Here is a 24,644-nt window from a genome sequence, read left to right as displayed (position 1 = left end):
TTTTCCTCACTGACAGAACTCCAGCCAGATACTCACCATCGCTACGGCGATGCCCGTCAGAAGTGAAAAAAATTCTCCCGAATTACGTGCTTCACGATCATTGGCCGCCCGGCGCTCAGGCGCTTCATCGAGAACACGCATCAGATTGCTCATTTCGGCCTCGGCTTCCTGGGCCTGGCGCTGATCCAGTCGAAGACCCGTCGGATCATTGACGGTCGCCAGGAACGTGCCGAGATTTCCGTCTTCCGCCGCCTTGCCGAGGCGCACGCGCCGTCGGGCGCGCGATGTCTTGCTCCGCCACTGGCGCAGTTCCGTTTCCAGAAGCGGCAAGGCCCTCTGCGCCAGAAAACTGAGCGGCGTCCTGTCGAATTTCCTTTGTACAACCGCGAGTACGCTCAGATCGGCGAGCCAACCCGGTAACCCTGCTTTCTGCGACTGGGAGAGCGGAATGATCCCCTGACGCGCGCAGTTCGCTTCAAGAAAGGAGCGCATCTGATCATCCAGAAAACCGCTCCGTCCCAGAGCCTCGTCTGGCAGATCCTCAATTCCCACATGCCGGTTCAACCATTGCAACAGCCCTTCCGGAAGAGAAATCCTGGCCTCCAGACATCTCTTTGAAAGGCAGGGCAGGAATTTGTTCAGTTCATAGGGAAAACGTCTGACCAGATCCGCCCCCCTGGTTCCGATACGTCGCGCCGCCACGGACAGAGCGGTAATCTGATGGCTCTGCCGCTGAGGCAGATGGGCGGACATGAAGACATCGGGATTGGCCGTCATGAAACTCAGGATATTCCGAACCGTCCGCTCTTCATCCGGGCTGGAAGGCTGAACCGTTGCCTGCACCACCATCTGGGGAAGCGCCTCGGGCCAGAACCAGGCCCCTCCCCAGAACATGGGCGCGGCAGGATCGAGAACGGAAATCGCATGCGTGATGACCATCGTGGCAGGATCAACCGCCTTGCTGCCACCGGCCGGAAGAAACGAGGCACTTGCCTGTTCGATCAGCCCCGCCATGACAGAGAGTTCGAGTTCGCGGCCAAGCCAGTTGCTGACGACTTTTCTTTGCAGCAATGCTGAAAATTCCGCCGGGTACCGTCCGGCATACCAGGCGAGAGCCTGCGGCGTATAGACGGCGTTTCCACCGATCATGAGGGCGATGCGCGCGGGAATGACCGGACGGACCGTAAAGACCTTGCTGGGTGCGATCGTCACAAGATCGCGCGGCGAGGGGCGACTGACGGGATCATCGGAGAGCATCGCCGTCAGGAGCGAGCGCAGCCCGACAGGCACGTTATGGCCGTCCATGTAGGCGGCGGGCGTACCGACTTCAAAACGCCGCCTGAGAATATCCGTATCGGAGAGGCTCTCAAGAGGGAGCTTTCCGATAGCGAGCGCAAGAATTACCACTCCCAGCGAAAAGACATCGCAGTCCGTCGTCCCCTCGCCACGGGCGGAAGGGCGGCAGACCGCCGAAGACAGGGGCTCGAAAAGAACGGGCTGTTTTTCACCCGGAGCGGCTACTCCCAGAGGCCCCAGAACGACCTTGTGCAGCCCCTGTCCGACGAACAGGTTGTCGGGGCGGATGCTGCGACATGTCAGCTTTTCCGCTTCCAGACGCTGAAGAAGCGATGCCATCGGACGGATGACGCCGTCGATCAACTGGCTCTCCGTCCAGACTCCCAGCCCCTCTGCAAGCGAGGGACCGGGGGGATGGGGACAGAGCAGCCATAAAGCGCCCTGAGAGTATTCATGGGTGTGGATCGGAATCACGCTCTCATGACGAAAGAACATGATTTCCGTAAGGCGGGGCGAAGGCGCAAAGGGAGCCAGGGCCAGATAGGACGCCCCGGATGCCGTCACGTCCTGGGCGCTATAGGTCGCACAGCCGCCGAGATCGGGCTGTTTGCGGTCCAGGCTGATCAGATACCGCTCGGCGATGAGCAGTTCCTGGCTGTTATCTGCCTGAGTGTCGGCCATTGAAGTCCCGTTGTTTCCCTATCCGGTCTTTTGTGCCGGACAAGGATTGAGACTTCGTTAATGCTGGACCGATTCCGGAGTTGAGAATTCAGTCCTCGAACGGATCACGCATCAGGATGGTGTCATCGCGTTCCGGGCTGGTGGAGAGCAGCGTCACCGGTGCTTCAATCAGTTCCTCAATGCGACGGACATACTTGATGGCCTGTGCCGGCAGCTCGGCCCAGGAACGGGCACCTGCGGTCGTTTCCTTCCAGCCCGGCATCGTCTCGTAAACTGGCTTGACGCGGGCCTGTGCACCTGGAGCCGACGGGAAAGTCTCGATCTTCTGACCATCCAGTTCATAGCCAACGCAGATGGCAATCTCGTCCAGACCATCCAGCACGTCGAGCTTCGTCAGAGCGATGCCGCTGACGCCACCGACGCGGACGGCACGACGGATCAGAACCGCATCGAACCAGCCGCAGCGACGCGGACGACCGGTGACGGTGCCGAACTCATGGCCGCGCTCGCCAAGAGTCCGGCCGGTCTGGTCGTGCAGTTCGGTCGGGAACGGCCCCTCGCCCACGCGGGTGGTGTAGGCCTTGGCAATTCCGAGTACGAAACCAACGGAAGACGGGCTGACACCGCTGCCCGATGCTGCAACAGCCGCAACCGTATTGGAGCTTGTGACATACGGATAGGTGCCGTGATCGACGTCCAGCATGACGGCCTGCGCACCTTCGAACAGAATGCGGCGACCGGCACGACGGGCTTCGTCCAGACGGTCCCAGACCTGGCAGGAGAACGGCAGCAGACGCGGCGTGATCTCGGTCAGGAAGTCCTTAAGCTGCTCCTTGGTGAACGTCTCGGCGCCCAGACCGGCGAGCAGCGTGTTGTGGTGCAGGAGCAGTTCGTCCAGCTTCCAGTCCAGCGTCTCGGGCTCGGCCAGATCGCAGATGCGGATGGCACGGCGGGCCACCTTGTCTTCATAGGCCGGGCCAATGCCGCGGCCGGTCGTGCCGATCTTGTGGTCGCCGCGAGCGGCTTCACGGGCCCGGTCGAGCGCGCCATGCACCGGCAGGATCAGCGGCGCATTCTCGGCGATCCACAGTGTTTCGGGCGTAACGACGAGGCCCTGAGCCGTCACGCGGTCGATTTCGGTCATCAGGGCCTTCGGGTCCACGACGACACCGTTGCCGATCACGCCGATCTTGCCACGAACCAGACCGGACGGCAGCAGGGACAGCTTGTAGACCTGATCGCCCACGACCAGCGTGTGACCGGCATTGTGGCCGCCCTGAAAGCGGACAACGATATCGGCGCGGCTGGCGAGCCAGTCGACGATCTTGCCTTTACCCTCGTCCCCCCACTGGGTTCCGATCACGGTGACGTTGGACATGAGCTGACTTCCTAGAACTGACGGTAAAGAGGGAGAACCAAGAAAAAAGGATCAGAGCGGACTGGCCGCGCCATCCTTCCAGACGTGGGTGCAGCGCAGATGCCGTGCCTGCTGCGCCAGATCCTCATCGTGGGACAGGGCGGAGACCGTGGCATATCCGGTCTCATGAAGACCGGAAAGGCTGCGGGCGTCGAGATCGACCGGCACGTAGCAGCGCGGACGGGAGGCCGAGGCGGGAGCGGCGCGCAGAAGAGCCTGCGGGCGAAGCGTCAGGCCACAGGCAGGCTCCTGTCCCGCCAGATAGCGTCCGCCCCGACCCAGTTCCTCACGGGAACTGATGGAGAATACCGTCACGCACAGACCGGTATGATACCGCCAGCCTCGGAAATCCACGGGATCAATCGTCAGACGCAGATCCGGGCTGCGCTCGCGGATCGCTGCCACGGACGCCGCCAGACGCTCGAAATGTCCGGCGATTTCTTCAGGATAATCCAGCTCCGCCAGCAGATCCAGCGCACGGTCCGCAGGTCCGGCCGCGCGGAGCATGACGGCCAGCATTCCGGCAATCACCCCTCCCAGTTCCGCCACGGCACTGGCATCCTTGCGGTCCAGCGCATGCAGCAGGGGCTCGCGATCGTCTTCGGGAATGACGCCCTCAATCAGCCCCAGGGCCAGCGCAGGCATGGACAGGTCGAACGAAACACCTTCAATCCCCAACTCCGCCAGTGCTTTCGCCCCCAGCGCCACCACTTCCGCATCGGCCTGTGCGCTGTCAGGGCCGATCAGTTCAATGCCCGCCTGCGAAATCTGCCGGTCCGCTTCCCGTCCCGGCGTACCGACGACAATGCAGCTTCCAGAATAGGACAACCTGAGCGGACGAGGCGCATCCTGGAGACGAACGCCCGCGATCCGGGCGATCTGCGTCGTCATATCCGGACGCAGCGCCATCATGCGATGCGAGTTCGGGTCCATGAGACGGAACGTCTGAGGCGCAAGGGATTCGCCCGCGCCGCCCAGCAGAGACGTCTCGAACTCCAGGAGCGGCGGTCGCACCCGCTGGTAGCCGTGACGGGAAAAGGCTTCCATGACGCTGGCAATGCCACGGGCTTCGGCTTCGGCTTCCCCGGGCAGCAGATCGGCGAAACCGGAAGGCAGAAGCGCCGTGCTCGGGGTCTCGGAATACAGGCTCATGCCGAGAACTCCACGCGCGTCTGTTCATGGGCCCAGTCCAGCCAGGGCAGCAGTGCTTCGATATCGGATGTCTCGACCGTCGCACCGCCCCAGATCCGCAGACCGGCCGGCGCGTCGCGATAGGCCGCCAGGTCGTAGCCGGCACCTTCCTTCGCAACGAGGGCCGTCAGGTGCTTGACTGCTTTGCCCTTTGCGTCATCAGACAGGCTCTCAAACCATGGGGCGGTGATTTTCAGACAGATCGACGTGCTGGACCGGGTCTCTTCCCGTGTCGAGAGAAACGACACCCAATCCGCCGTCTCGATCCATTTCGTGACGACAGCCAGATTTTGCTGCGAGCGTACCTTGAGAACGGGCAAACCACCGATCTGTTCAGCCCAGCGCAAACCATCCAGCGCATCCTCGACACAGAGCATGGAGGGCGTGTTGATCGTATCGCCCTCAAAAATAGCCTCGATCAGACCCTTTTTATTGGCCAGACGGAAAATCTTGGGCAGCGGACGCGGTGATGGCTGGGCCAGACGCGCAGCGGCACGCGGGCTGAGCGCCACCATGCCATGCGCGGCCTCGCCACCCAGTGCTTTCTGCCAGGACCATGTCACGATATCGAGCCGGTCCCAGGGCAGATCCATCGCAAACGCCGCGGACGTCGCGTCACAGATGACCAGACCTTCGTGTTCAGCCGGAATGGCGCTCGCATCCGGAATGCAGACACCCGAGGTTGTGCCGTTCCATGTCAGAACGACATCGCGGCTCCAGTCCACTTGTGTCAGATCTGGCAGTTCGCCATAGGGCGCGTCCAGAACCCGCAGATCCTCGATTTTCAGGACGTCGCGCAGATCCTGCGCCCAGGTTCCGGAGAAACTCTCGAAGGACAGGACATCGACCCCGCGCTCACCGGCGAGCGCCCACAGGATCATCTCCACAGCTCCCGTATCGGAAGCCGGAACGATTCCGACCCGCCAGTCCGTCGGAATGCCGAGCAGGTCTTTGGAGCGGGTAATAACCTCTTTAAGGCGCGCGCGACCTTCAGGCGCGCGGTGCGAACGGCCCAGCAGCGCCTGATCCAGGCCGGACAGGGACCATCCGGGGCGCTTGGCGCAGGGACCTGAGGAAAAGAACGGGCGGGAGGGTCTGACAGTCGGCTTGGACATGCTCGTTCCGGGCTGATCGGTCCTGAGGCCATTCCGGCAGGAAATGACCGCTCATGGTGCGAGAGAGGGGACTCGAACCCCTATGCCTTTCGGCGGTCGATTTTGAGCCGACTGCGTCTACCGTTCCGCCACTCTCGCGCGGGCGGTCCGAACCCTACTGCATTCCCCGCAAAAGAACCAGAGTGCAAAATCCGGACCGTGGAAGAGGAACCCTCAGCGGCCCAGCATCAGAAGCATATTCTGAATCGCGGCCCCTGACGCCCCTTTACCCAGATTGTCCAGACGCGCGGTCAGGACGGCCTGTTCACCATTATGATGAACACGCAGTTCCATATCGTCCGTATTGGCAAGCGCGTCAGCCTCCAGCCGCGTCTCCGCCGGAAGGACCCGTACATGCACACACCCGTCATAAGCAGCCTGGAGAACGGCTTCGAACTCCGCGGCAGAAGGCTGTCCCGGCAGATCTTTCAGATGCAGGGGGACCGAGACAATCATACCTTGCGGGAAATGCCCGACGGACGGCACGAAGAGCGGCTGCCGTGTCAGGCCGGAATAGTGCCGGATTTCGGGCAGATGCTTGTGCTTCAGGTCCAGCCCGTAAAGGAAAAAGGCCGGGCCGCCGTTTTTCTCATGTTCCTCGATCGCCGCCCGTCCTGCCCCGCTGTAACCCGATACGGCGTTGATCGAAACCGGATGATCCGCCGGCAGCAGACCCGCCCGGACCAGAGGACGCATGAGCGCGATCGCGCCCGTCGGGTAGCAGCCGGGATTGGCGACAAACCGCGCGTCTCTGATGACGGCCGCCTGTTCTGCGTCCATTTCCGGAAAACCATAGACCCAGCCATCCGCAATCCGGTGCGCTGTACTGGCGTCCAGAATCCGGACCTCCAGGCCTTCCGCGAGAGTCACGGTCTCGCGGGCGGCATCATCCGGCAGGCAGAGAATGGCGATATCCGCCTGTTCGAGCATGGAACGGCGGGCGGCGGTGTCCTTGCGCAGAGCAGGGTCAATGGACAGGATTTCCAGACCGTAAGACGCGGGAAGCAGCTCGATCCGCTGACGGATGCCCAGACCTGTCGTGCCTGCTTCTCCATCAATGAAAATGCGTGCCATGCGTCATCTACCCCGTCTGCAAATCCGTGCCGGACCCAGTTTTACGTCGGGAATGACATGCTGTCACGCGGCAGCCCACGTTCGCCGCTTTCCTCCACCCGGCCACACGGCTATGAACCTTTCAGTCCGACAATAGCAGGATCTTCCCATGACCCAGTCCGACCGGCCGTCCCGCCAGCCATCTCCCCGGCCTTCCCCCCGGCAGATCGACCGCCTGCTGGACATCATGAAGCGCCTGCGTGACCCCGAAGCCGGCTGCCCCTGGGACGTGGAGCAGACCCCGGCCACGATCGCCCCATTCGCCATCGAGGAGGCCTATGAGGTCATGGACGCCATTGCGCGTGACGACCGCGACGCCATTCCTGACGAACTGGGGGACCTGCTGCTTCAGGTGGTTTTTCAGGCCCGGATGGCTGAGGAAGCCGGGCATTTCGATTTCGAGACCGTCGCAGGCACGATCGCCGACAAGCTCGTGCGCCGTCATCCCCATGTTTTCGGTGACGCAGCACTGGATGACGATTTCTGGGAGCGGGAAAAAGAAGCCGAGCGCCAGCGCAGGGCCGAGTATGGCACGCTGGCCGGTGTTGCCCTCCCCCTGCCCGCCCTGATGCGCGCCGCCAAGCTGACACGCCGCGCGGCCCGCGTGGGATTCGACTGGGACGACGCCACCGGCCTCCTCGACAAGGTCCATGAAGAGATCGACGAACTGAAGGCCGAGTTCGGCGGAGACCGCGACCGGATCGAGGACGAACTCGGCGACGTCCTGTTCACTGTCGCAAGCCTGGCCCGCAAGCTGGATATCGACCCGGAAGCCGCCTTGCGCCGGAGCAATGACAAGTTCACCCGCCGCTTCGAGGCTATGGAAGCGATGCTGGCCGAGAAAGGACAGACCATGGCTGAACAGGATCTGCCAACCATGGAAGCCCTCTGGCAGGCCGCGAAGAAACTTCCGGGAATGAAATGACATCCTGAAGGAGAGACAAACCCTGCCCGAATACACTCCGTATCACTCGGTTACAGGCATCCTTATCCTTTATTAACTTTCCGGAGCGAGGATGAGGTCGTACCCACACACGGAGTCTTTTCGCCATGACAGGCATCTCTTCCATCGGCTCTTCCGCCATGAGCAGTCTTTACAGCTCCAGCAGCACCGCCTCTTCCAGCGCCTCATCATCGTCCGGCAGCAGTTCTTCCACGCAGGAAACCACCACGACCAAGCTGAACGCCGACGGCTCCACGACGACCATCGTCGAGGACGCGCAGGGCAACATCATTTCCGAGACGACCTCCGGCGGATCTTCTAACTCCAGCTCCAGTAGCGATACGAGCCATCTGCTCAGCGTTTCGGCCTGAAACATACCTCCGTCATACAAAAAGATACGTCAGGCCCGCGGGTCTGACGTTTTCATGCGGGCCGAACCTGCTAGAGAACGTTCCCATGACGGACGATCTCGCCCCATTCGATTTCGAACTCCCCCGCGACCATATCGCGACGGAACCTGCACGCCCACGCGACAGCGCAACGCTGCTGCATGTCCGGCCCGGTATGGCGCCTGATCCACACATGGTCCGCGAATTGCCGGATTTCCTGCGCGAAGGGGACCTGCTGATTGCCAACAACACGGCCGTCATCCGCGCCCAGCTTGCCGCGACACGCGGCGAGGCGAAAATCGGCCTGACGCTCGACCGGATTCTGGCGGACGGAAGCTGGCATGCTCTGGCGCGCAATTCGCGCAAGCTGAAGCCGCAGGATATCCTGCATTTCGGCGACGATCCGGTCACGGCCACCGTGGTTGAAAATGAAGGCGATGGCGCGGTCAGCATCCGGTTTTCGGTCGAAGGCGAGGCGTTCGACGCGTTTCTGGAACGGGTCGGCGCCCTCGCGCTCCCTCCTTATATTGAACGCCCTTTCGGCCCGACGAAGCAGGACGATACGGATTACCGGACCATTTTCTCACAGTATCGTGGCGCCGTGGCCGCTCCGACTGCCGGCCTGCATTTCACGCCTGAAATGCTCGCAGCCCTGGACGCAAAAGGCATTCAGCGCCGGACCCTGACGCTTCATGTCGGCGCGGGCACGTTCCTGCCGGTCCGCTCCACGATCGCCGAGCATAAAATGCATGCGGAATGGGGTGAGATCGACGCGGGAACCGCCGCCGCCATCAACGAGACCCGTGCCCGTGGCGGTCGGATCGTGGCCGTCGGCACCACGTCCCTGCGCCTGCTGGAAAGTGCGGCCCGTGATGACGGCACCGTGGCACCATGGCGTGGCGAGACCTCCATTTTCATCAAGCCCGGATACCGCTTCAAGGCGGTAGACGTGCTGATGACGAACTTCCATCTGCCGCGTTCGACGCTGTTCATGCTCGTCTGCGCGTTCAGCGGCACCGAGACCATGCGTGAGGCTTATGCCTACGCCATCGCCAACGGATTGCGGTTCTATTCGTATGGTGATGCCTGCCTGCTGGAGCGCGCCCCATGAGCGATCACAAGACCGATCACGTCACCAAAATGACCTGGGTGCCCGAAGCGACCTGCGGCATGGCGCGCGCGGGCCATCTGCACACCCGCCACGGCACGGTTCCAACCCCAACCTTCATGCCGGTCGGAACCGTCGGCACGGTCAAGGGCATGACGATGGACGCCGTACGCTCGACGGGTGCGGGCATCGTTCTGGGCAACACCTATCATCTGATGCTGCGCCCCACGGCGGACCGTGTGCAGAAACTGGGCGGCCTGCACAGAATGATGGACTGGCCCGGCCCGATCCTGACCGATTCTGGCGGATTTCAGGTCATGTCCCTTGGCGCGCTGCGTAAACTCGACGAAGATGGCGTGACGTTCCGTTCGCATATCGACGGCAGCAAGCACCGCCTGACACCGGAAATCTCGACCGACATCCAGTTCAAGCTCGATGCGACCATCACCATGGCGTTCGATGAATGTCCGGCCCTGCCCGCCACGCCGGAAGTGCTGCGGAAATCCATGGAAATGTCCATGCGCTGGGCCGCCCGCTCCCGCGAGGCATTTGTCGCGCGCGAGGGATATGGTCAGTTCGGCATCGTGCAGGGCGGCACCGAGCGGGACTTACGCGAATATTCCATCAAGGCCCTGACCGAGATCGGCTTTGAAGGCTATGCGATCGGCGGCCTGGCCGTGGGCGAAGGCCAGGAACTGATGTTCTCGACGCTGGACTTCACCACGCCGATGCTGCCGCAGGACAAGGCGCGATATCTGATGGGCGTCGGCACGCCGGACGATCTTCTGGGCGCGGTCATGCGCGGCGTGGACATGTTCGACTGCGTGATGCCCTCACGCGCCGGTCGCACCGCCCGCGCCTATACCGAGCGTGGCACGATCAATCTGCGCAATGCCCGTTTCGCGGAAGACACACGCCCGCTGACGCCGCATGACGATACGCCGGTTGCCGGGCGTTACAGCCGCGCCTATCTGCATCATCTGTTCCGTGCCAACGAAATGCTCGGCCCGATGCTGCTGACATGGCACAATCTGGCCTATTACCAGCGCCTGATGCGCCAGATCCGTGCCGCCATCGTGGACGGCACGCTTGATGCTTTGGCCATAAAGCTGCGCGAAGACTGGGCCAAGGGCGACTGGACCGAAGATGAATGGCCAATGCCTGATCTGGCCCTGTAAACTGGGGCTTTGCCCCAGACCCCACAAAGGGACGCGGTCCCTTTGATCCAGATTCATAAAGCGGAGTGAAGGGGTCTCGACCCCTTCCGGGTGCAGGGCAGAGCCCTGCCTCACCCCCAGAAAGAACCTCAATGCGCCATATTTTCTCCGCTCTGGTTCTGAGCACCGCTCTCGCAACGGGAACGGCCTGCGCCGCGCCGGAAGAAATCCGTGTTCTGGTCGTGGCGAATTTCGAAGTCGGTCACGACACCGGGGACGCGCCCGGCGAATATCAGGACTGGGTGGAGCGGCTGCATCTGGACGAAACCGTTCCCATCCGCGGCGTCCCGGACCAGCTCCGCCGTAACGCGGACGGCGTGTATGGAATCGTCCTGCGACATGGCGATATGGATCTGCATGCACTGGCGCTCGATCCGCGCTTTGACCTGCACCACACCTACTGGCTGTTCACCGGCATTTCCGGCGTCAATCCGAACATGGCATCGGTGGGAAGCGTCGCCTGGGCGCAATGGGTTGTGGATGCGGACGCCCTGCGCGAAATCGACGACCGGACCATTCCGAAAGGCTGGCCTTACGGACTCTACGCGATCGGCGCGAGCCGTCCGGACACCCTGCCCGACAATCCGAACCATTATGGCTCGGTGACGGATGTGGCGCAGTTGACCAAAGCCTATCCGCTCAATCGTGGTCTGGCGCGCTGGGCGTTTGCCCTGAGCCAGAATGTAAAACTCGCTGACGATCCGGTGATTGCCGAACGTCGCAAGGCATGGCGCGGCTATCCGCAGGCGCAGAAGCCGCCGATGGTGCTGATGGGTGAGACGCTCGGCACGGAGCGCTACTGGCATGGCGCGGAACGCAACCGCTGGGCCGAGAACTGGGTTGCGATGTGGACGAAGGGTCAGGGGCGCTTCGTCATGACCAATGAGGAAAGCCAGCACTACCAGTACGACATGCGGATGCTGGCGCGGCTGGGCTATGTCGATCCGGAGCGGATCATGGTCCTGCGCTCAGGCAGTAATTTCGACATGCCGCCGCCCGGCGTTTCGGTCACGGCATCCATGGGAGACGAAGGACCGGGGCAGGCCGTTGCCTATGACAACAACGAACGCGCCGGAGAACCTGTCGTGCGTGAACTTGCGTCACACTGGGACCGCTATCGCGACCATATTCCGGCACGCTGACCGGAGGGGACTGGTCAGATAGCTTCATTGCGCCGACGGCAGGACCTTGCCGTACCGGTCCCAATGCGTCGCCAGTTCCTTCACAACGACACTGCCCACCGTATAGGCGGCATCGACCGCGGCCTGAAAACCCGAAAATCCCGTCTCGTGCGCTTCGTCCGACAAAAGCTGCGCCGCACTCTGCCCCGGCGGCGGCATGTCGAAATTGCTGGCCGTGCGCAGAATGAGCGCACGCTTCGGATCAACGCGCCCGGCCTTGCCCTGAAGCGCCAGAGCCTGACAGAACGCGACGTCCTCTTCAGCGGTCGTGGCCATCACACCCTGTCCATCCGTCCAGTATTTCACCCAGCGCTCGGCCCACTGGTTCATTTTTGCGCCAACCCAGAAGGTCTCGCCCGAAATCGTGTCGCCAAGCTGCACGGAGGGCGGCTTCCGGGCAGCCGCAAAACCGGTGTAGCGCAGGCGCGATGCCTTCAGCCCGGCATTGTCGGGAAGCGCAATGTCCTTCGTCAGTCCATAGGCCCACTGCACAAGGGCCGGGTCGAGCGTGTATTCCATATCCCCCATGCCGGAATGCAGCGCGGGGCGTGGTTTTTCATCCGGTATACTACCCTGCACGGGCGTGAACCCGTCCGGCCAGGAGGCAGGAATTTCACGCGGGTCCACCAGATGGGACAGGCCACCATTAATAACGCGCGGTGCCCAGACGGCCGAACCGATGGTGCCGAAATTCGGATCAATCCCGCCAATCCCTGCCAGCACGAAATAAGCATGTCGCAGATCGAACCGCGGATCGAGCACGAGGGCCGTGATGGCCGAGGCCATGTGTTCCGGTCCCTCGCCGCTCGCGATGCCCAGAACATGCAGGTCCGGATTGTAGTGCATCACGTCATGATCGGTGCCGGGGGCCGGGATCGTCTGCCGCAGGGGCAGTTTTTCGATCCAGTTCTGATATTCGCCCGCCGTATCCCCCGTGTCCTTGCCGACCTCGAAAGTCGTGACGACGACGACACGAACGGGGATCGGGGCATGGGCCGACGCCAGACCAGACGCACAGAGGGACAGGAGCGCTGCCCCAAAAACGGTTGAGACAGATTTCACTGATAGAGACCCTCATGTGTGACAGCGGCTTCGAACGTACCGAACCGCTCCTCAAGTGCCCATTGCAGACGGGCTTTCTCGCTGGACTTCAGGAACGCCGAGCAGGATGCGGAAGCGACCGGCCATGCCTGGCAGGCCGGAATGAATTTTCCCGGCTGATGATCGACCCAGAGGCTTGCACCCGGCACAAATGCATAGTCCAGCCCGGCACGGGACAGCGTTTTCAGATCGGCATAGGACAGATCATAGGTCCGGGCCGCGCGGACATATTCCTGCGTCAGGTCCCCGCGTGAGACGCCCTCATCATCCGTCGACAGCGCCATCGGCACACCGGCCCTGCGATACAGCGAAAACGGATGAGCCGCGCCTTTGACGCCGAGGATCTGGTCATTGCTGGTCAGGTTGATTTCCACCATCACATGACGCCGCGCCATTTCGGACAAAAGCGATTCAGGATCGTCCTCAAGAGCCACATCCACGCCATGCCCGATCCGGCTTGCGCCCGCTACCTCGACAGCCGCGCGGATATGATGGCGCAGCCCCTCCGTCGGGACGAGGCCGGTCGTGAGTTCACCTGCATGCAGGCTCAGTTTCACACCCGGAGTGACGCCATTCAGGAAATGGAACATCCGCATGTGCAGGTCATAGTCGCGCATGGCGGTCGGATCGTCTTCGGGCGCCACGATATTCAGTCCGACGAAGCGCGGATCGGCTTTCACGGTCGCATATCCGCCGTCGAGCTGCGCATAAACGGCCTGGGGCGGTAGTGTGCGCAGGGTCTGGAACAGATAGCGCACCGTCACCGCGCATCCTGGATGGGCCTGTGGGGTTCCGCATTTCAGAACGTCCCGAGCCTGCTCTTCCATCCGGTCCGTCTCGGCGCGGGCTTTCTGCACGAGTGCCGGAATTTCGGGGGCAAGTGCCTGATGTGCGGTCGCGAAATCATCCCCCTTCAGCGGATGATGGAAGCCCGCGCCAATCATCCCGCCGATACCGGGCGAAATCATCAGCTCCAGATAGGCCACATGATCGCGGGCCGCCCGGTCACGCGCTTCAGCCAGCATGTCGCCCGAATGCGCATCATCGATGGAACCAAACCGGGCGAATGTCGCGAAGAAGTGGTCATGCCCGGAGGCGTCGCCAGGAGCGGGCACGAAGTCGCGCATGGACAGCGCGTCGATCAGGACATTTTCCGATTCCGCGTGATGCGACAGTTCGGCGGCGGGAAGCTCACCCTCTCCCGAATGCGTGCAGGCATGGTCGAGGATGCGTTTTTCCTTCAGCGACACACACAGACCATCGCGCGCGGCCCAGTCCAGCATGTTTTCGGCGTAGACCGCACCAACCAGATGGTTGTGCAGGTCCGCCCCTTTCGGAAAAGCACGGAGAAACATGTTCAGCCGGACCGGATCGTCCCGGATTCGGTCATAAATCCGTACAGCAGACTGCGGAGCAGCATGTACAGGCGAAATCATCGTCAGAGCAGAAGTCATGCCCAGAAAAACGGCAGGCAGAACACGAAAGAAAGGATGTCGCATGGCCCAACGATGCCGCCCCGCCCCCGACGTGGCAAGCCATTTTCAGATCGTGACAAATCCTGTCTGCATCAGCCGTTCCGGACAGCAGAAAAGCTGGTCCGTCTGCGTCCCTGATGGCATAACGGCTCCCCGTTCACCGGCGAGACCTCTCTCTTCCATGCCTGCTTCCCCGAAACCCGATACAGGGCCTGAAGCCCGGATTGCGGAGCATGCGCGCCATCTGGGTTTCGATGCGGTCGGGTTCTGCAAGGCCGAACTCGGGCCGGACGTGGCGCGGAACCTGCGGGAGTTCGTCGCGCAGGGCCATCATGGCACGATGGAGTGGATGGAAACGCGGATCGAGGAACGCGCCCATCCGCAGGCCCTGTGGCCCGAAGTCCGGAGCGTGATTTCGCTCGGCCTGTCCTATGCCCCTGCCGAAGGACCGACGACCGATCCCGAGTGCGGCAACATTTCCGTCTATGCCCGAAACCGGGACTATCATGACGTCATCAAGGGCATGCTCAAGCATCTGGCGCAGTATGTCGTGAAGCTGGGCGGACCGGAGACGCAGGTGAAGGTGTTCGTGGACACGGCTCCAGTTTCGGAACGCGCACTGGCGGAGAAAGCGCAGCTCGGCTGGACCGGAAAGCACACCTGCCTCGTCTCGCGGGAGCACGGATCATGGCTGCTGCTGGGCGAGATCTACACCACGCTTGAACTGACACCGTCCGATCCCACGGGCGGAAGCTGCGGCTCCTGCACGCGCTGCCTGACAGCCTGCCCGACAGACGCCTTTACAGCACCCGGAAAAATGGATGCGAGACGCTGTATCTCCTATCTGACGATCGAGCATAAAGGCCCGATCCCCCATGATCTGCGCCCGAAAATCGGCAACCACATCTACGGTTGCGACGACTGCCTGGCCGTCTGTCCGTGGAACCGCTTTGCCGAGAGCGCACGGCATATCAAACTTCAGGCGCGCCCCGAACTGGTGGCACCGAAGCTCGACGAACTGGTCCGGCTGGATGACGCGACATTCCGTACGTTTTTTTCCGGCTCGCCGATCAAGCGGATCGGGCGAAACCGGTTCGTGCGCAATGTCCTGATCGCCATCGGCAACTCCGCAGACCCGTCACTCGCCGCGTCAGCGCGGGATCTGCTGAGTGATCCGGACCCTGATATTTCCGAAACCGCGCACTGGGCTTTGAGCCGCCTTGAGGAACAATCGGCATGAGTGATCTCGTCAAACGCAGCCTGTCTCTGTCAGGACACCGGACGTCCGTGGCGCTGGAACCCGAATTCTGGACGGTACTGGATGCGATGGCCGCAATCCGCCAGCAGAGCTTTGCGTCTCTGGTGGCGTCTCTCGATGCGGCCCGACCGCCCGAGCGACCACTGGCCTCCGCCCTTCGCGTCGCGGCGCTGATGCATCTTCAGAAAGGCTCGCGGATGGATAGTTAACGCCCGGCGCTGTCCCCCGACAGGCTCAGCCAGTCCGGATGTTTGCGCTCGATCCAACGCAGGACGCGGCCCTGAAGGCGACGGAAGAAGGGAATGTCCTGCGAAAGCAGCATCACGCCGACCGGCAGCATCCACAGCCCCAGAACCGGCAGAATGGACAGAACGCCCCCCAGCAGGAACAGCACGCCCGCCGGAATCCGGACCCATCGATGATCCGGCTCCCGCAGCCAGTTCAGCACGTTCTGCAACCGTTCGGGCAGGCGCTGGATCAGAAGATCCATCAGTTCGTCATCAGAGCGGAAAGGAGCCGAAGTGACAGTCTGAAGCTGGGTGGGCATGAAAATATCCGTCATGAAACAAGCAGAGAAATCTGCGCCTCCAAAAAGAATGGGACGGCGCCAAGTTCGTAGTTCCCACCCTATATCATACTGCCGGACAGGACGGTTGGCGCATCCGAAGCACCCTGTCTGCGATCTGTCATTTGCCGCCGTGGGCAGGCGTGCTAGATTGATGGCATGGCTATCTGGGGCAAGATGTTCGGTGGTGTCGCGGGCTTCGCGGTTGGTGGTCCTTTCGGAGCACTGATGGGCGCGGCGCTGGGACATGCGGCTGATAATGGTTCGCTGCTCAAACCCTCGACGGGCGGCTGGAGCGAGCGTTTTCCCGCGAATGGTCGTCCCGATCCCAACAGCGCCGCTTTTTTCGGCGCGGCGAAGATCGCAGCCGCTCTCGGCAAGCGCGACCAGCTCTATGCGATCGGACTCGTCGCGCTCTGTGCCAAGATGGCCAAGATCGATGGTCCGGTGAACCGGCACGAGATCAACGCTTTCAAGGCATGCTTCCAGTTCCCGCCCGACAACGTCAAGGAAGTGGGGATGCTGTTCGATCGCGCCCGCGACCGGACGGACGATTTCGAGATGTATGCCCGCGAGATGGGCAAGGCCTATGCCGACAACACGGCGCCGCTGGAAAATCTCATGGCCGCCCTGTTCCGCATCGCCCGCGCCGATGCGGGGCCGGGCCGTGAACTTCACCCCAGGGAAATCGATTTCCTCCAGCGCGTACACCGCGCCTTTGGTCTCTCTTCCGGAGCATGGGAAAGAGCGGAAAGCGGCAACAGCCGCGCCGCCAGCGGAAACGAGCCGGATGCCTACCGCATTCTCGGCATCACCCGCAGCGCGACGGATACGGAAATCCGTGTGCGCTGGCGAACACTGATCCGTGAGCACCATCCCGACGTCCTCGCCCAGAAACCCATGACGGAAACCGAACGCAGGCGTGCCCAGGACCGCGTGGCGCGGATCAATGCCGCCTGGGACCGGATCAAACGGGACCGCCAGCTCTGATTGTCAGTTCTGGCGGGCGACTTTGATCTTTCGCAATCATTGCGAAACTTTCAGTCATGCGAAAACGTAAAGCAGTCTCAACCGGCAAGAGAAATGTGCCATGGGACTGATCCTTCTTGTAATCCTGATCCTCCTGCTGATCGGTGCGCTGCCGTCATGGCCGTACAGCTCGAAATGGGGCTACTACCCCTCGGGCGGTCTTGGCCTGATCGTGGTCATTGTTGTCATTCTCGTCCTCATGGGCCAGATCTGAATACAGACCGCTGCTTTCGTCTTCCGGAAGCGGCGGTTCGTTTACCGGTGCTCTTTTTTTGTAGCTTTAATTTCGTTGATTTGCTAATTACCGAATCATGAACGATGTCTTCAAAGCCCTCGCCGACCCGACCCGCCGCGCCATCCTCGAAATGCTGCGGAAGCGCGAAATGACGGCCGGGGAAATCGCCGCACAGTTCAGTCTCGCGAAACCCACGCTGTCCGGGCATCTGAACGTCCTTCTTGGCGCCGACCTCGTGCATCGGGAACGCGAAGGCACCACCCTGATCTACCATCTGAAGCTCTCCGTTCTCGAAGAGGCATGGCTGCGTCTGGCGTCCTCAATGAAACTGGGACAGGTGAAATCCGCCACATCACAGCAGGCACGGAACCTATCATCATGCACGACAGATCCGACCGTCGATCCGGTCCCCTCCTCTCCCTCGCGCTGATTGCAACCGTCCTGGTCGTGGGACTGGCCATCGCTGCTCACACACCATCAGGCGCGAAAGTGCCGATTCATTTTACAAGGGACTGGACCGCGGACCGGCTGGTCCCGCCGCTTCACGGACTGCTCGTCTGGACGGGGCTGATGGCGGTATTATGGGTCCTGATGGCGGTGCTGCCCCGTCTTATACGCGCCCGGAAGGGCGGAGACGGTTTCGCCGCGTCCCTTCCGGTCTACGACACGCTCTGGATTACCCTCACGGCGACGATGGGCATTCTCGCGATCGCCTCCATGGAATACGCTTTGGGCAACCGGATCGTTATGGGCTCCGTGTCGGATGTTCTGCTCGGAGCCTTTTTCGTTCTGGCTGGAAACGGGCTTGGAAAACTGCGTCCCAACGACATCATCGGCATCCGCACGCCCTGGACCAAAAACAGCACGTGGGTCTGGAACCGGACGCACAGAACCTGTGGCCCGGTCTTCATTCTGCTGGGCATGTGTCTGATCGCGGCCGGGCTGGGTGTGTTTGGCCTTCCCTTCACACCGCTGTTCAGCACAGCCGCCATTCTGGTGGTAGCGGCTTTTTCCTGCGGTCTGTCCTGGTTCTACTCGCGCCTCGATCCCGAGACGCGATAAAATCCGGAACAGAGCACAGTGTGCTCAACCCGGCAGGGCTGCTTTTACACCCTTCTCACGGATGATTTTGCGCAGTGCGATGACTTTCTGGTCCAGTTCCGTCGTGTCCAGATTACGCCAGCCGTCGAATGCCGGGAGTTTGAGGGCACTCTCAAAATCATCCGCTTTGGCCAGCTTCTGTTCCGCTTCGCCATAGGTCGGCTCGGACGATTCATAGGTCCCGCCCTTTTCGTCCCGGCCACGCAGCATTTCCAGATAGGACGCAATGCCGAACGCGATCCGTGACAGGTCACGCTTACCTTCAAGCGCACGCCGCACCGTTTCCGTCCAGAAAACCTGAACCTTCGAGCAGCCATCACTTGCGATCCGGAGCGTCTGGTCGGACATCGCCTTGTTCGAAAAGCGGCTGATGACGCTGTCCCGATATCCTTCAAGCGTCATGCCCGGCGGGGCTTTCAGCGTGGGAATGACGTCTTTGTTGAGGTAGTTCTTCAGGTTCGCCAGCAGATCCGCGTCCTCAATGGCTTCATCCACGTTTTCATAACCCAGCAGAATGGCAGGGAAGCAGAGCGTGATGTGACCGGCATTAAGCATCCGGATCTTGACGTGTTCCCAGTCCGTCACGTCATCGACAAGCTGCACGCCAGCCTTTTCCAGCGGCGGCCGGCCATCGGCGAACCGGTCCTCCAGAACCCACTGATGGAAATCCTCGGCCACCAACGGCAGATCGTCGTCCAGCCCACTCGCCGCATTCAGCTTCTTGGCGATGGCGGCCGATACTGTCGGGGTGATGCGGTCGACCATGCCGTTCGGGAAGGTCGCGTTTTCTTCAATCCACTTTGCCAGTTCAGGATCGCGGGCCTTCGCGTAACCCAGAAACGCCTTGCGGGCGACATTGCCGTTATGGCGCAGATTGTCGCAGGACATGACCGTGAAGGCCTTGGTCCCGGCTTCCCGACGGCGACGCAGGGCCTCGACGACGTAACCGAAAACGGTGGACGGCTTTTCCGGATTCTGAAGGTCGGCCTTCACCGCCGCATTCTCCAGATCGAACGCACCGGTCGTCTCGTTGATGTTGTAGCCGCCTTCCGTGATCGTCATGGAGACAATGCGGATCGCCGGATCGGCAAGATGCTTCAGCACAGCTTCCGGATCGGCCGGGGCCAGCAGGTAATCGCGCAGCGCACCCATGACGCGCACCGTGCTTTTGCCGGACGGCGCCGTTTCGGTCAGGGAATACAGGCAGTCCTGCGCCTTGAACTCCTCGGCCTTTTTCTTTGAACGATCACTCCCCGTCAGGCCAACACCGACGATTGCCCAATCCGGCGCATGCTCAAGGATCTGCTCGACGTAGAACGCCTCATGAGCGCGGAAGAAGTTACCCACGCCGAAATGCACGATCCCTGGCCTGATCCCGTCAATGTCATAGGGGGGAGCCTGGACACTGGCAGGAAGAGACTTGAGGGTTTCGCGCGTAATCATGGACTTCTCCGTGGTTTCGGGCCGGTCGCTGACGGGGACCGACAAGGCCGGGCATGTGCCATCATAGCCCCGGAACAACGTAAAAACCGAATGACGGTTTCAACAGCGCCCCTGACACCGGAGCGCGTGATATCGTCACAAGCGCATTCAGAGGCCCTTTGCGGCACTCGCATCCCCGCGCATTACCACGCCTACAGCCCGCTCCAGATCTTCACGGAACAGCGACATTACAAAGCGCATTTCCGGCCGCGTCTGTTCTTCCAGCCGCGGCAGGAGGTCGAGGATTTCCTCGTCTTCGGACTGCGGTTCGTGCTGGTTCCGCTTCGCGCGCAGCAGCTCTTCACAACTATGCGCCAGCGCTCGAAGCGCGTGGCTCAGCCCCTTGTACAGTGGCAGCAGACCTGTGTTCCCTGCCGCGCGCCCCGTCGCAATGGCGCGGGCAACCAGCATCGTATCGTTCAACAGCCGCCGCATGAGCCGTGGAAGAGCCGCCAGTACCGGATCGCGCCTTTCCAGCTCGCCCCAATGTTCGCGCCGTGCTTCGGTAACGGCATCTTCCAGCTCCGTCAGCAACGCCACGCAGTCATCGTTCTGATGTTCGATCGCCGTCCATCCGGTATTCTGGTCAAGGGCGCTTTTCAGAAGCTGGTCCATCCGCCGCAACAGACGCGCGGCCGTATGGAACGCCTGTTTGCGGGCACTGCTGTGAAGGATGAAGAATGATACCACGATCGAAACCGCGACACCGACCACAATGGCGAGAAGCCGCGTAATCATGGGCAGGAACGGGCTGCCCTGGCTGGGGAACAGGTACACGATCATCAACGTGATACAGGCAAAGCGCAGCGTCGGCTGCATGGCGGTGAGGAACACGAGGGGCGCGAGCATAAGCCAGAACGGAACCCAGCGCAGGCCCGTCGTGATTTCCAGCACTACGGCGCATACGCCTGCTAACGCGCCGATCAATGTTCCGCTGATCTGATCGCGGGCCGTCGTCATGGTCTGGCTGATGCTGGACTGCGTGACGATCAGTGCTGTCACCAGTGCCCAGATCGTCTCCTGCAGATGCATGAGCGAGCCAACGATCCAGGCCACCACCACCGACACCAGAACGCGGATGGTCTGGCGTGTCGCAGGACGGGTGACATCGCGCCATCTGCTGTTTCGAGGTGGCACGGACAGCCACTTCCGGCTCAGACGTGTCAGAAAGTTCATGGCAGGTTTCAGCGCAAAGGAGCGATATCAGTTCCCCAGGAAGGGCACCGGCACCCAGCGCAGTCCGTCATCATCCTGAACCAGCAGCAGCACTTCCGTCTTCTTGCGATCATGCAGGCGCTGTATGGCTTTTGCGAAATCATCCGGCGTGTTGATCTGGTCCTGGCCGACCTGCGTGATGACGTTCCCTTCCGCAATCCCGCGAGATGCGGCGGGGCTTCCGGCCTCGACACGCGAGACGAGAACGCCACGCTGATCGTCGGTCAGGGCATATTGCGTGCGGGCATCCGCATCGATCGAACTGACCGTCACCCCAAGCTCGCCCAGTGCCGCGTGACGATGTTCGGGCTGATGGGTGTCCGACGGCGGCATGTCCGGCGGCGTAGGCGACTGGCCAAGAGTAATCGGCAGCGTCTTGAACGCCCCCTTGTGCCAGACCGTCAACTGCGCCTTCGCACCGGGCAGGATGGACGCGATGATGCGCGGCATGGTCTGGCCGGTCACATCCTGATCGCCCACGCGGGTGATGATGTCGCCGACCTCAAGACCGGCCTTTGCAGCAGGGCCCTTCGGATCGATTTCCGAGATCAGCGTCCCCTTGCCGTTGGAACCGTCCGGCTTGTGGAAATCGAGCGTCTCGGCGATGTCGTTCGTCACGTCCTGGAACTTCAGTCCCATCCAGCCACGGGAGACATGCCCCGTACGACGAAGCTGGTCGATAATCCCGCGCGCATCATCAGCCGGAATGGCAAAGCCGATGCCGATGGAATCGCCGCCCGCACCGCCATAAATCAGCGTGTTGATGCCGATGACTTCGCCGGACAGGTTGAACAGCGGGCCACCCGAATTGCCGCGATTGATGGCGGCGTCCGTCTGGATGTAATCGTCATACAGACCGTGTTCGACGTTTCGCCCACGCGAGGAAATGATGCCTGCCGTTACAGTCCCGTTCAGCCCGAACGGATTGCCGATCGCCAGAACCCAGTCGCCAATCCGCGCCTTGTCGCTCCGGCCCAGCGGAACGGTCGGAAGCGGATGCTTCGGTTTGACCTCAAGCACCGCCAGGTCGACCTGACTGTCCCGCCCCACGATCCGCGCCGGCATTTCCGTCCCGTCCTGAAGCGTCACGCTGACCTGATCCGCCCCTTCAATGACGTGGTTGTTCGTCACGATGATACCGGACGCATCGATAATGAAGCCCGAGCCCAGTGCCTGCTGACGTCGCGGCGGATGGTTCGGGGCCGGTTTGTGCTTCAGGTAATCATGGAAGAATTTTTCCAGCGGGGAGCCCTGCTGGAACGGGGGCACCTGCGGGCCGTCCGGGGCACTGGAATCCGGGCCCTTGTCGTCATTTTTTGACGGCTTGAGAACCGCGGATGTCGAGACATTCACGACCGAGGGAAGCAGCCTGTTCGCCAGATCCGCGAAGCTCGATGGCACGGAGCGCGGCGCCGGGGTCGGTATCGAAGACGGCTGGCCTGAGATCGGCGCCACGCTCTGGGCAAAGGCGGGACTCGCGCTCCAGCCCCCCGCAAGGGACAGGGCCAGACCGGAAACAGCAAGACAGGCAGCACGACGGGCGCCGGAACGGGCGAGCAGGTTTTTCATACCCGCACGCTAACGCAGAACGTGGTCGTTCGTCACCATCCCGCCGTTCGGGATGCGTTTTCGCCCCGATCATGCTAGGGGCAGAGTCCTTTCCGATACGATATTCCCCTGATGAGAGCCCGGCATGACTGACACCACGCCCCCGAACGACATGCCGCCTGCCTCCCCCGAGACCAGTCTTCCCAGCGCCGAGACCCGTATTACCGACATCCTGAAAAGCGAGCAGGACGCCCAGGGCTCGAACGTCCTGTCCTTTGCCGCTCTGGAGAGCGTGTCGGTCCGCAACGGTCATGCCCATGTCTCGCTGGCGACGTCGCGCGATAATGCCTCGCGCGTGGAGCCACTGCGGCCGCGCGTCGAAGCCGCGATTGCAAGCCTGCCCGGCATCACGGGCGCCACGCTGTCCTTCACGTCCCATCGTCCCGCAACGCCGGCTGCTGCCAATGCCCCGGCTCAGGGCGGGGGGCACCGGCCTTTCAATCTGGGCGACAAACGACGCAATGCCGCGAGCCAGCATGCGCCTGAAACGCTGCTGCCCGGCGTCAAGGCCGTCATTGCGGTCGCATCGGGCAAGGGCGGCGTGGGCAAGTCCACCACGGCCGTCAATCTCGCGGTCGGGTTGGCCCATCAGGGCCTGAAAACCGGCCTTCTCGACGCAGACATCTATGGCCCGTCCCTGCCCCGGATGCTGGGACGCAACACGCGCCCCGAAGTCGTCGACGGGACGATCCTGCCGATCGAAGCCTGGGGCCTGAAAAGCATGTCCATCGGCTATCTGGTGGACGAGAACCAGGCCATGATCTGGCGTGGTCCCATGGTTATGGGTGCGCTGACGCAGTTTCTGGGTGAAGTCGAGTGGGGCGAACTCGACGTCCTCGTGATCGACATGCCCCCCGGCACCGGAGACGCCCAGTTGACCCTTGCTCAGAAGCTCGGCCCCAAGCTGGCAGCCGGTGGCGCCGTCATCGTCTCCACACCCCAGGATATCGCGCTGCTGGATGCACGGCGCGGCGTGGCCATGTTCGAGCGGATGGAAACGCCTATCCTCGGCGTCGTCGAGAACATGTCCTATTTCTGCTGCCCGAACTGCAACCACCGCACGGAACTGTTCGGGCATGGGGGCGCCAAGGCCGAAGCCGAGAAAATGGGGGTCCCGTTCCTGGCGGAAATCCCGCTGCTGGCCGATATCCGGGCGAGTGGCGATGAGGGAACCCCGATCATCCTTTCCGCACCACAGGGCGAAGCCGCACAGGCCTATACGAGGCTCGCGCAGGCTGTGGCCCGCTCCCTGTCTTCAGAACACAGCACGAAAGAACGGTCATGATCCGTCTTCTTCTCATCAGCGCCTGCCTGACACTGGGGGCCTGCTCCCAGACGGTCACGCATCGTGGCCTGTCTTCCGATGGTTACGGCTTCACGCAGGACTCTCAGCATCTGCCCCCACCCGCAGACCTGATGACTCCCATCCCGCACTAAAATCCTGCGCAGGCACAGAGAATCGTTCTCCGAAGCTTGACCTGATATGCCCCGGCATGGAAAAAACCGCACTGCTGATGCCGGGTTAGCACAGTGGTAGTGCAGCGGTTTTGTAAACCGAAGGCCGGGGGTTCAAATCCCTCACCCGGCACCAGCTTTTTCCTAATAAATACAATAGCTTGCTCGAATCTCAGGAAACGGCAAACCGATCATATATATTGTGCGTAAGCGAATCATAAGTTTTACGCCCGAATCGTGCGTTTGTTATCAGCGTCACTTTGTAGACGACAGACCATGAAATTTTCGCCACTGATAAAATTCAATGGAAGTGTTTTGAAGGTTCCATTCCCGCATCTTCTCTATTTCCTTCATTTGGGCGATATTAGTGTCAGGGTGCTCATCTAAATATTCCCACACAGCCCGACATTTAATGCTTCTTGGTCCAGGT

General features: G+C 61.7%; 24 protein-coding genes and 2 tRNA genes. 14 read left to right on the top strand and 12 right to left on the bottom strand.

The annotated features are described in order from the left end of the window. Positions 1-6: 6 nt before the first annotated feature. From GFJ39_RS10095 to argC, 6 genes are all read right to left on the bottom strand, one after another. Complete coding sequence (locus tag GFJ39_RS10095; protein WP_153431213.1) at positions 7-1,977, bottom strand: serine/threonine-protein kinase; 1,971 nt, start codon at positions 1,975-1,977, stop codon at positions 7-9. Between the two features lie 88 nt (positions 1,978-2,065). Beyond that, entirely contained in the window at positions 2,066-3,355 is a 1,290-nt protein-coding gene (locus tag GFJ39_RS10090) for an adenylosuccinate synthase (protein WP_153431212.1), read from the bottom strand. A 51-nt stretch (positions 3,356-3,406) separates the two neighbouring features. Further along, entirely contained in the window at positions 3,407-4,546 is a 1,140-nt protein-coding gene (locus GFJ39_RS10085) for an ATP phosphoribosyltransferase regulatory subunit (RefSeq protein WP_153431211.1), read from the bottom strand. Next, on the bottom strand, positions 4,543-5,700 hold the full coding sequence (locus tag GFJ39_RS10080) for a phosphoserine transaminase (protein ID WP_153431210.1): 1,158 nt from the start codon (positions 5,698-5,700) through the stop codon (positions 4,543-4,545). Before GFJ39_RS10080 ends, GFJ39_RS10085 begins: the two co-directional genes overlap by 4 nt. Positions 5,701-5,754: 54 nt before the next feature. Next, positions 5,755-5,838 (bottom strand) — tRNA-Leu (locus GFJ39_RS10075). A 75-nt stretch (positions 5,839-5,913) separates the two neighbouring features. Further along, on the bottom strand, positions 5,914-6,813 hold the full coding sequence (gene argC, locus GFJ39_RS10070) for an N-acetyl-gamma-glutamyl-phosphate reductase (RefSeq protein WP_153431209.1): 900 nt from the start codon (positions 6,811-6,813) through the stop codon (positions 5,914-5,916). A 148-nt stretch (positions 6,814-6,961) separates the two neighbouring features. Here argC and mazG point away from each other — a divergent pair, with 148 nt between their 5' ends. The 5 genes from mazG (at position 6,962) to GFJ39_RS10045 (ending at position 11,651) form a co-directional block, all read left to right on the top strand. Then, positions 6,962-7,777, top strand: a complete 816-nt coding sequence (gene mazG, locus GFJ39_RS10065; protein WP_153431208.1) for a nucleoside triphosphate pyrophosphohydrolase — start codon at positions 6,962-6,964, stop codon at positions 7,775-7,777. Between the two features lie 125 nt (positions 7,778-7,902). Next, positions 7,903-8,166, top strand: coding sequence for a hypothetical protein (locus GFJ39_RS10060; RefSeq protein WP_153431207.1), 264 nt, complete (start codon positions 7,903-7,905; stop codon positions 8,164-8,166). 85 nt (positions 8,167-8,251) lie between these two features. Further along, a complete protein-coding gene (gene queA, locus GFJ39_RS10055) occupies positions 8,252-9,295 on the top strand; it encodes a tRNA preQ1(34) S-adenosylmethionine ribosyltransferase-isomerase QueA (RefSeq protein ID WP_153431206.1) in 1,044 nt (347 codons plus the stop codon). A 29-nt stretch (positions 9,296-9,324) separates the two neighbouring features. After that, the gene (gene tgt / locus GFJ39_RS10050; RefSeq protein ID WP_153431229.1) at positions 9,325-10,470 is read left to right on the top strand and encodes a tRNA guanosine(34) transglycosylase Tgt; all 1,146 of its coding nucleotides are present in this window, start codon (positions 9,325-9,327) and stop codon (positions 10,468-10,470) included. A gap of 131 nt (positions 10,471-10,601) precedes the next feature. After that, positions 10,602-11,651, top strand: a complete 1,050-nt coding sequence (locus GFJ39_RS10045) for a purine-nucleoside phosphorylase (RefSeq protein ID WP_153431205.1) — start codon at positions 10,602-10,604, stop codon at positions 11,649-11,651. A gap of 24 nt (positions 11,652-11,675) precedes the next feature. Here GFJ39_RS10045 and GFJ39_RS10040 read toward each other — a convergent pair whose 3' ends face one another. Beyond that, the gene (locus GFJ39_RS10040) at positions 11,676-12,752 is read right to left on the bottom strand and encodes a purine nucleoside permease (RefSeq protein ID WP_325062912.1); all 1,077 of its coding nucleotides are present in this window, start codon (positions 12,750-12,752) and stop codon (positions 11,676-11,678) included. Further along, complete coding sequence (locus GFJ39_RS10035; protein ID WP_153431204.1) at positions 12,749-14,290, bottom strand: adenosine deaminase family protein; 1,542 nt, start codon at positions 14,288-14,290, stop codon at positions 12,749-12,751. Before GFJ39_RS10035 ends, GFJ39_RS10040 begins: the two co-directional genes overlap by 4 nt. A gap of 157 nt (positions 14,291-14,447) precedes the next feature. Between GFJ39_RS10035 and queG the strand changes: the two genes are divergently transcribed. Next, complete coding sequence (queG, locus tag GFJ39_RS10030) at positions 14,448-15,506, top strand: tRNA epoxyqueuosine(34) reductase QueG (protein ID WP_153431203.1); 1,059 nt, start codon at positions 14,448-14,450, stop codon at positions 15,504-15,506. Then, a complete protein-coding gene (locus tag GFJ39_RS10025) occupies positions 15,503-15,733 on the top strand; it encodes a ribbon-helix-helix domain-containing protein (protein ID WP_153431202.1) in 231 nt (76 codons plus the stop codon). The genes queG and GFJ39_RS10025 overlap by 4 nt, the downstream gene beginning before the upstream one ends. Here GFJ39_RS10025 and GFJ39_RS10020 read toward each other — a convergent pair. Then, positions 15,730-16,071 (bottom strand): DUF2892 domain-containing protein, encoded by a 342-nt coding sequence (locus GFJ39_RS10020; RefSeq protein WP_228391892.1) that lies wholly within the window; start codon positions 16,069-16,071, stop codon positions 15,730-15,732. The two genes, GFJ39_RS10025 and GFJ39_RS10020, sit on opposite strands and share 4 nt — an antisense overlap. Before the next feature lie 177 nt (positions 16,072-16,248). Here GFJ39_RS10020 and GFJ39_RS10015 point away from each other — a divergent pair, with 177 nt between their 5' ends. The 4 genes from GFJ39_RS10015 to GFJ39_RS10000 all read left to right on the top strand — a co-directional run bounded on the left by GFJ39_RS10015 (position 16,249) and on the right by GFJ39_RS10000 (position 18,415). Then, a complete protein-coding gene (locus tag GFJ39_RS10015; protein ID WP_194285349.1) occupies positions 16,249-17,079 on the top strand; it encodes a TerB family tellurite resistance protein in 831 nt (276 codons plus the stop codon). 100 nt (positions 17,080-17,179) lie between these two features. Further along, positions 17,180-17,332, top strand: a complete 153-nt coding sequence (locus tag GFJ39_RS10010; protein WP_080504750.1) for a DUF3309 family protein — start codon at positions 17,180-17,182, stop codon at positions 17,330-17,332. Between the two features lie 97 nt (positions 17,333-17,429). Next, a complete protein-coding gene (locus tag GFJ39_RS10005; protein WP_153431200.1) occupies positions 17,430-17,783 on the top strand; it encodes an autorepressor SdpR family transcription factor in 354 nt (117 codons plus the stop codon). Next, positions 17,732-18,415 carry an SdpI family protein gene (locus GFJ39_RS10000; RefSeq protein WP_194285348.1) on the top strand — a complete coding sequence of 228 codons (684 nt, stop codon included), beginning with the start codon at positions 17,732-17,734 and terminating at the stop codon, positions 18,413-18,415. Before GFJ39_RS10005 ends, GFJ39_RS10000 begins: the two co-directional genes overlap by 52 nt. Positions 18,416-18,439: 24 nt before the next feature. Here GFJ39_RS10000 and GFJ39_RS09995 read toward each other — a convergent pair whose 3' ends face one another. The 3 genes from GFJ39_RS09995 to GFJ39_RS09985 form a co-directional block, all read right to left on the bottom strand. Further along, entirely contained in the window at positions 18,440-19,897 is a 1,458-nt protein-coding gene (locus GFJ39_RS09995) for a mannitol dehydrogenase family protein (RefSeq protein WP_153431198.1), read from the bottom strand. A 147-nt stretch (positions 19,898-20,044) separates the two neighbouring features. Then, positions 20,045-21,112, bottom strand: coding sequence for an FUSC family protein (locus tag GFJ39_RS09990; RefSeq protein WP_153431197.1), 1,068 nt, complete (start codon positions 21,110-21,112; stop codon positions 20,045-20,047). Positions 21,113-21,139: 27 nt separating this feature from the next. Next, positions 21,140-22,720, bottom strand: coding sequence for a Do family serine endopeptidase (locus tag GFJ39_RS09985; protein WP_153431196.1), 1,581 nt, complete (start codon positions 22,718-22,720; stop codon positions 21,140-21,142). A 124-nt stretch (positions 22,721-22,844) separates the two neighbouring features. On the opposite strand from GFJ39_RS09985, the gene GFJ39_RS09980 reads away from it, so the two are divergent. The 3 genes from GFJ39_RS09980 (at position 22,845) to GFJ39_RS09975 (ending at position 24,350) form a co-directional block, all read left to right on the top strand. Then, positions 22,845-24,044 carry an Mrp/NBP35 family ATP-binding protein gene (locus tag GFJ39_RS09980; protein WP_194285347.1) on the top strand — a complete coding sequence of 400 codons (1,200 nt, stop codon included), beginning with the start codon at positions 22,845-22,847 and terminating at the stop codon, positions 24,042-24,044. After that, positions 24,041-24,196, top strand: coding sequence for a hypothetical protein (locus GFJ39_RS14080; protein ID WP_194285346.1), 156 nt, complete (start codon positions 24,041-24,043; stop codon positions 24,194-24,196). Before GFJ39_RS09980 ends, GFJ39_RS14080 begins: the two co-directional genes overlap by 4 nt. Before the next feature lie 79 nt (positions 24,197-24,275). Continuing rightward, positions 24,276-24,350 (top strand) — tRNA-Thr (locus tag GFJ39_RS09975). Positions 24,351-24,644 lie beyond the last annotated feature (294 nt).

Source organism: Gluconobacter aidae (genome assembly GCF_009547075.1).
Taxonomy (GTDB): Bacteria; Pseudomonadota; Alphaproteobacteria; order Acetobacterales; family Acetobacteraceae; genus Gluconobacter; species Gluconobacter aidae.
Note: the sequence above shows the minus strand (reverse complement) of the source record. Positions and strands in the feature narration are given on the sequence as shown.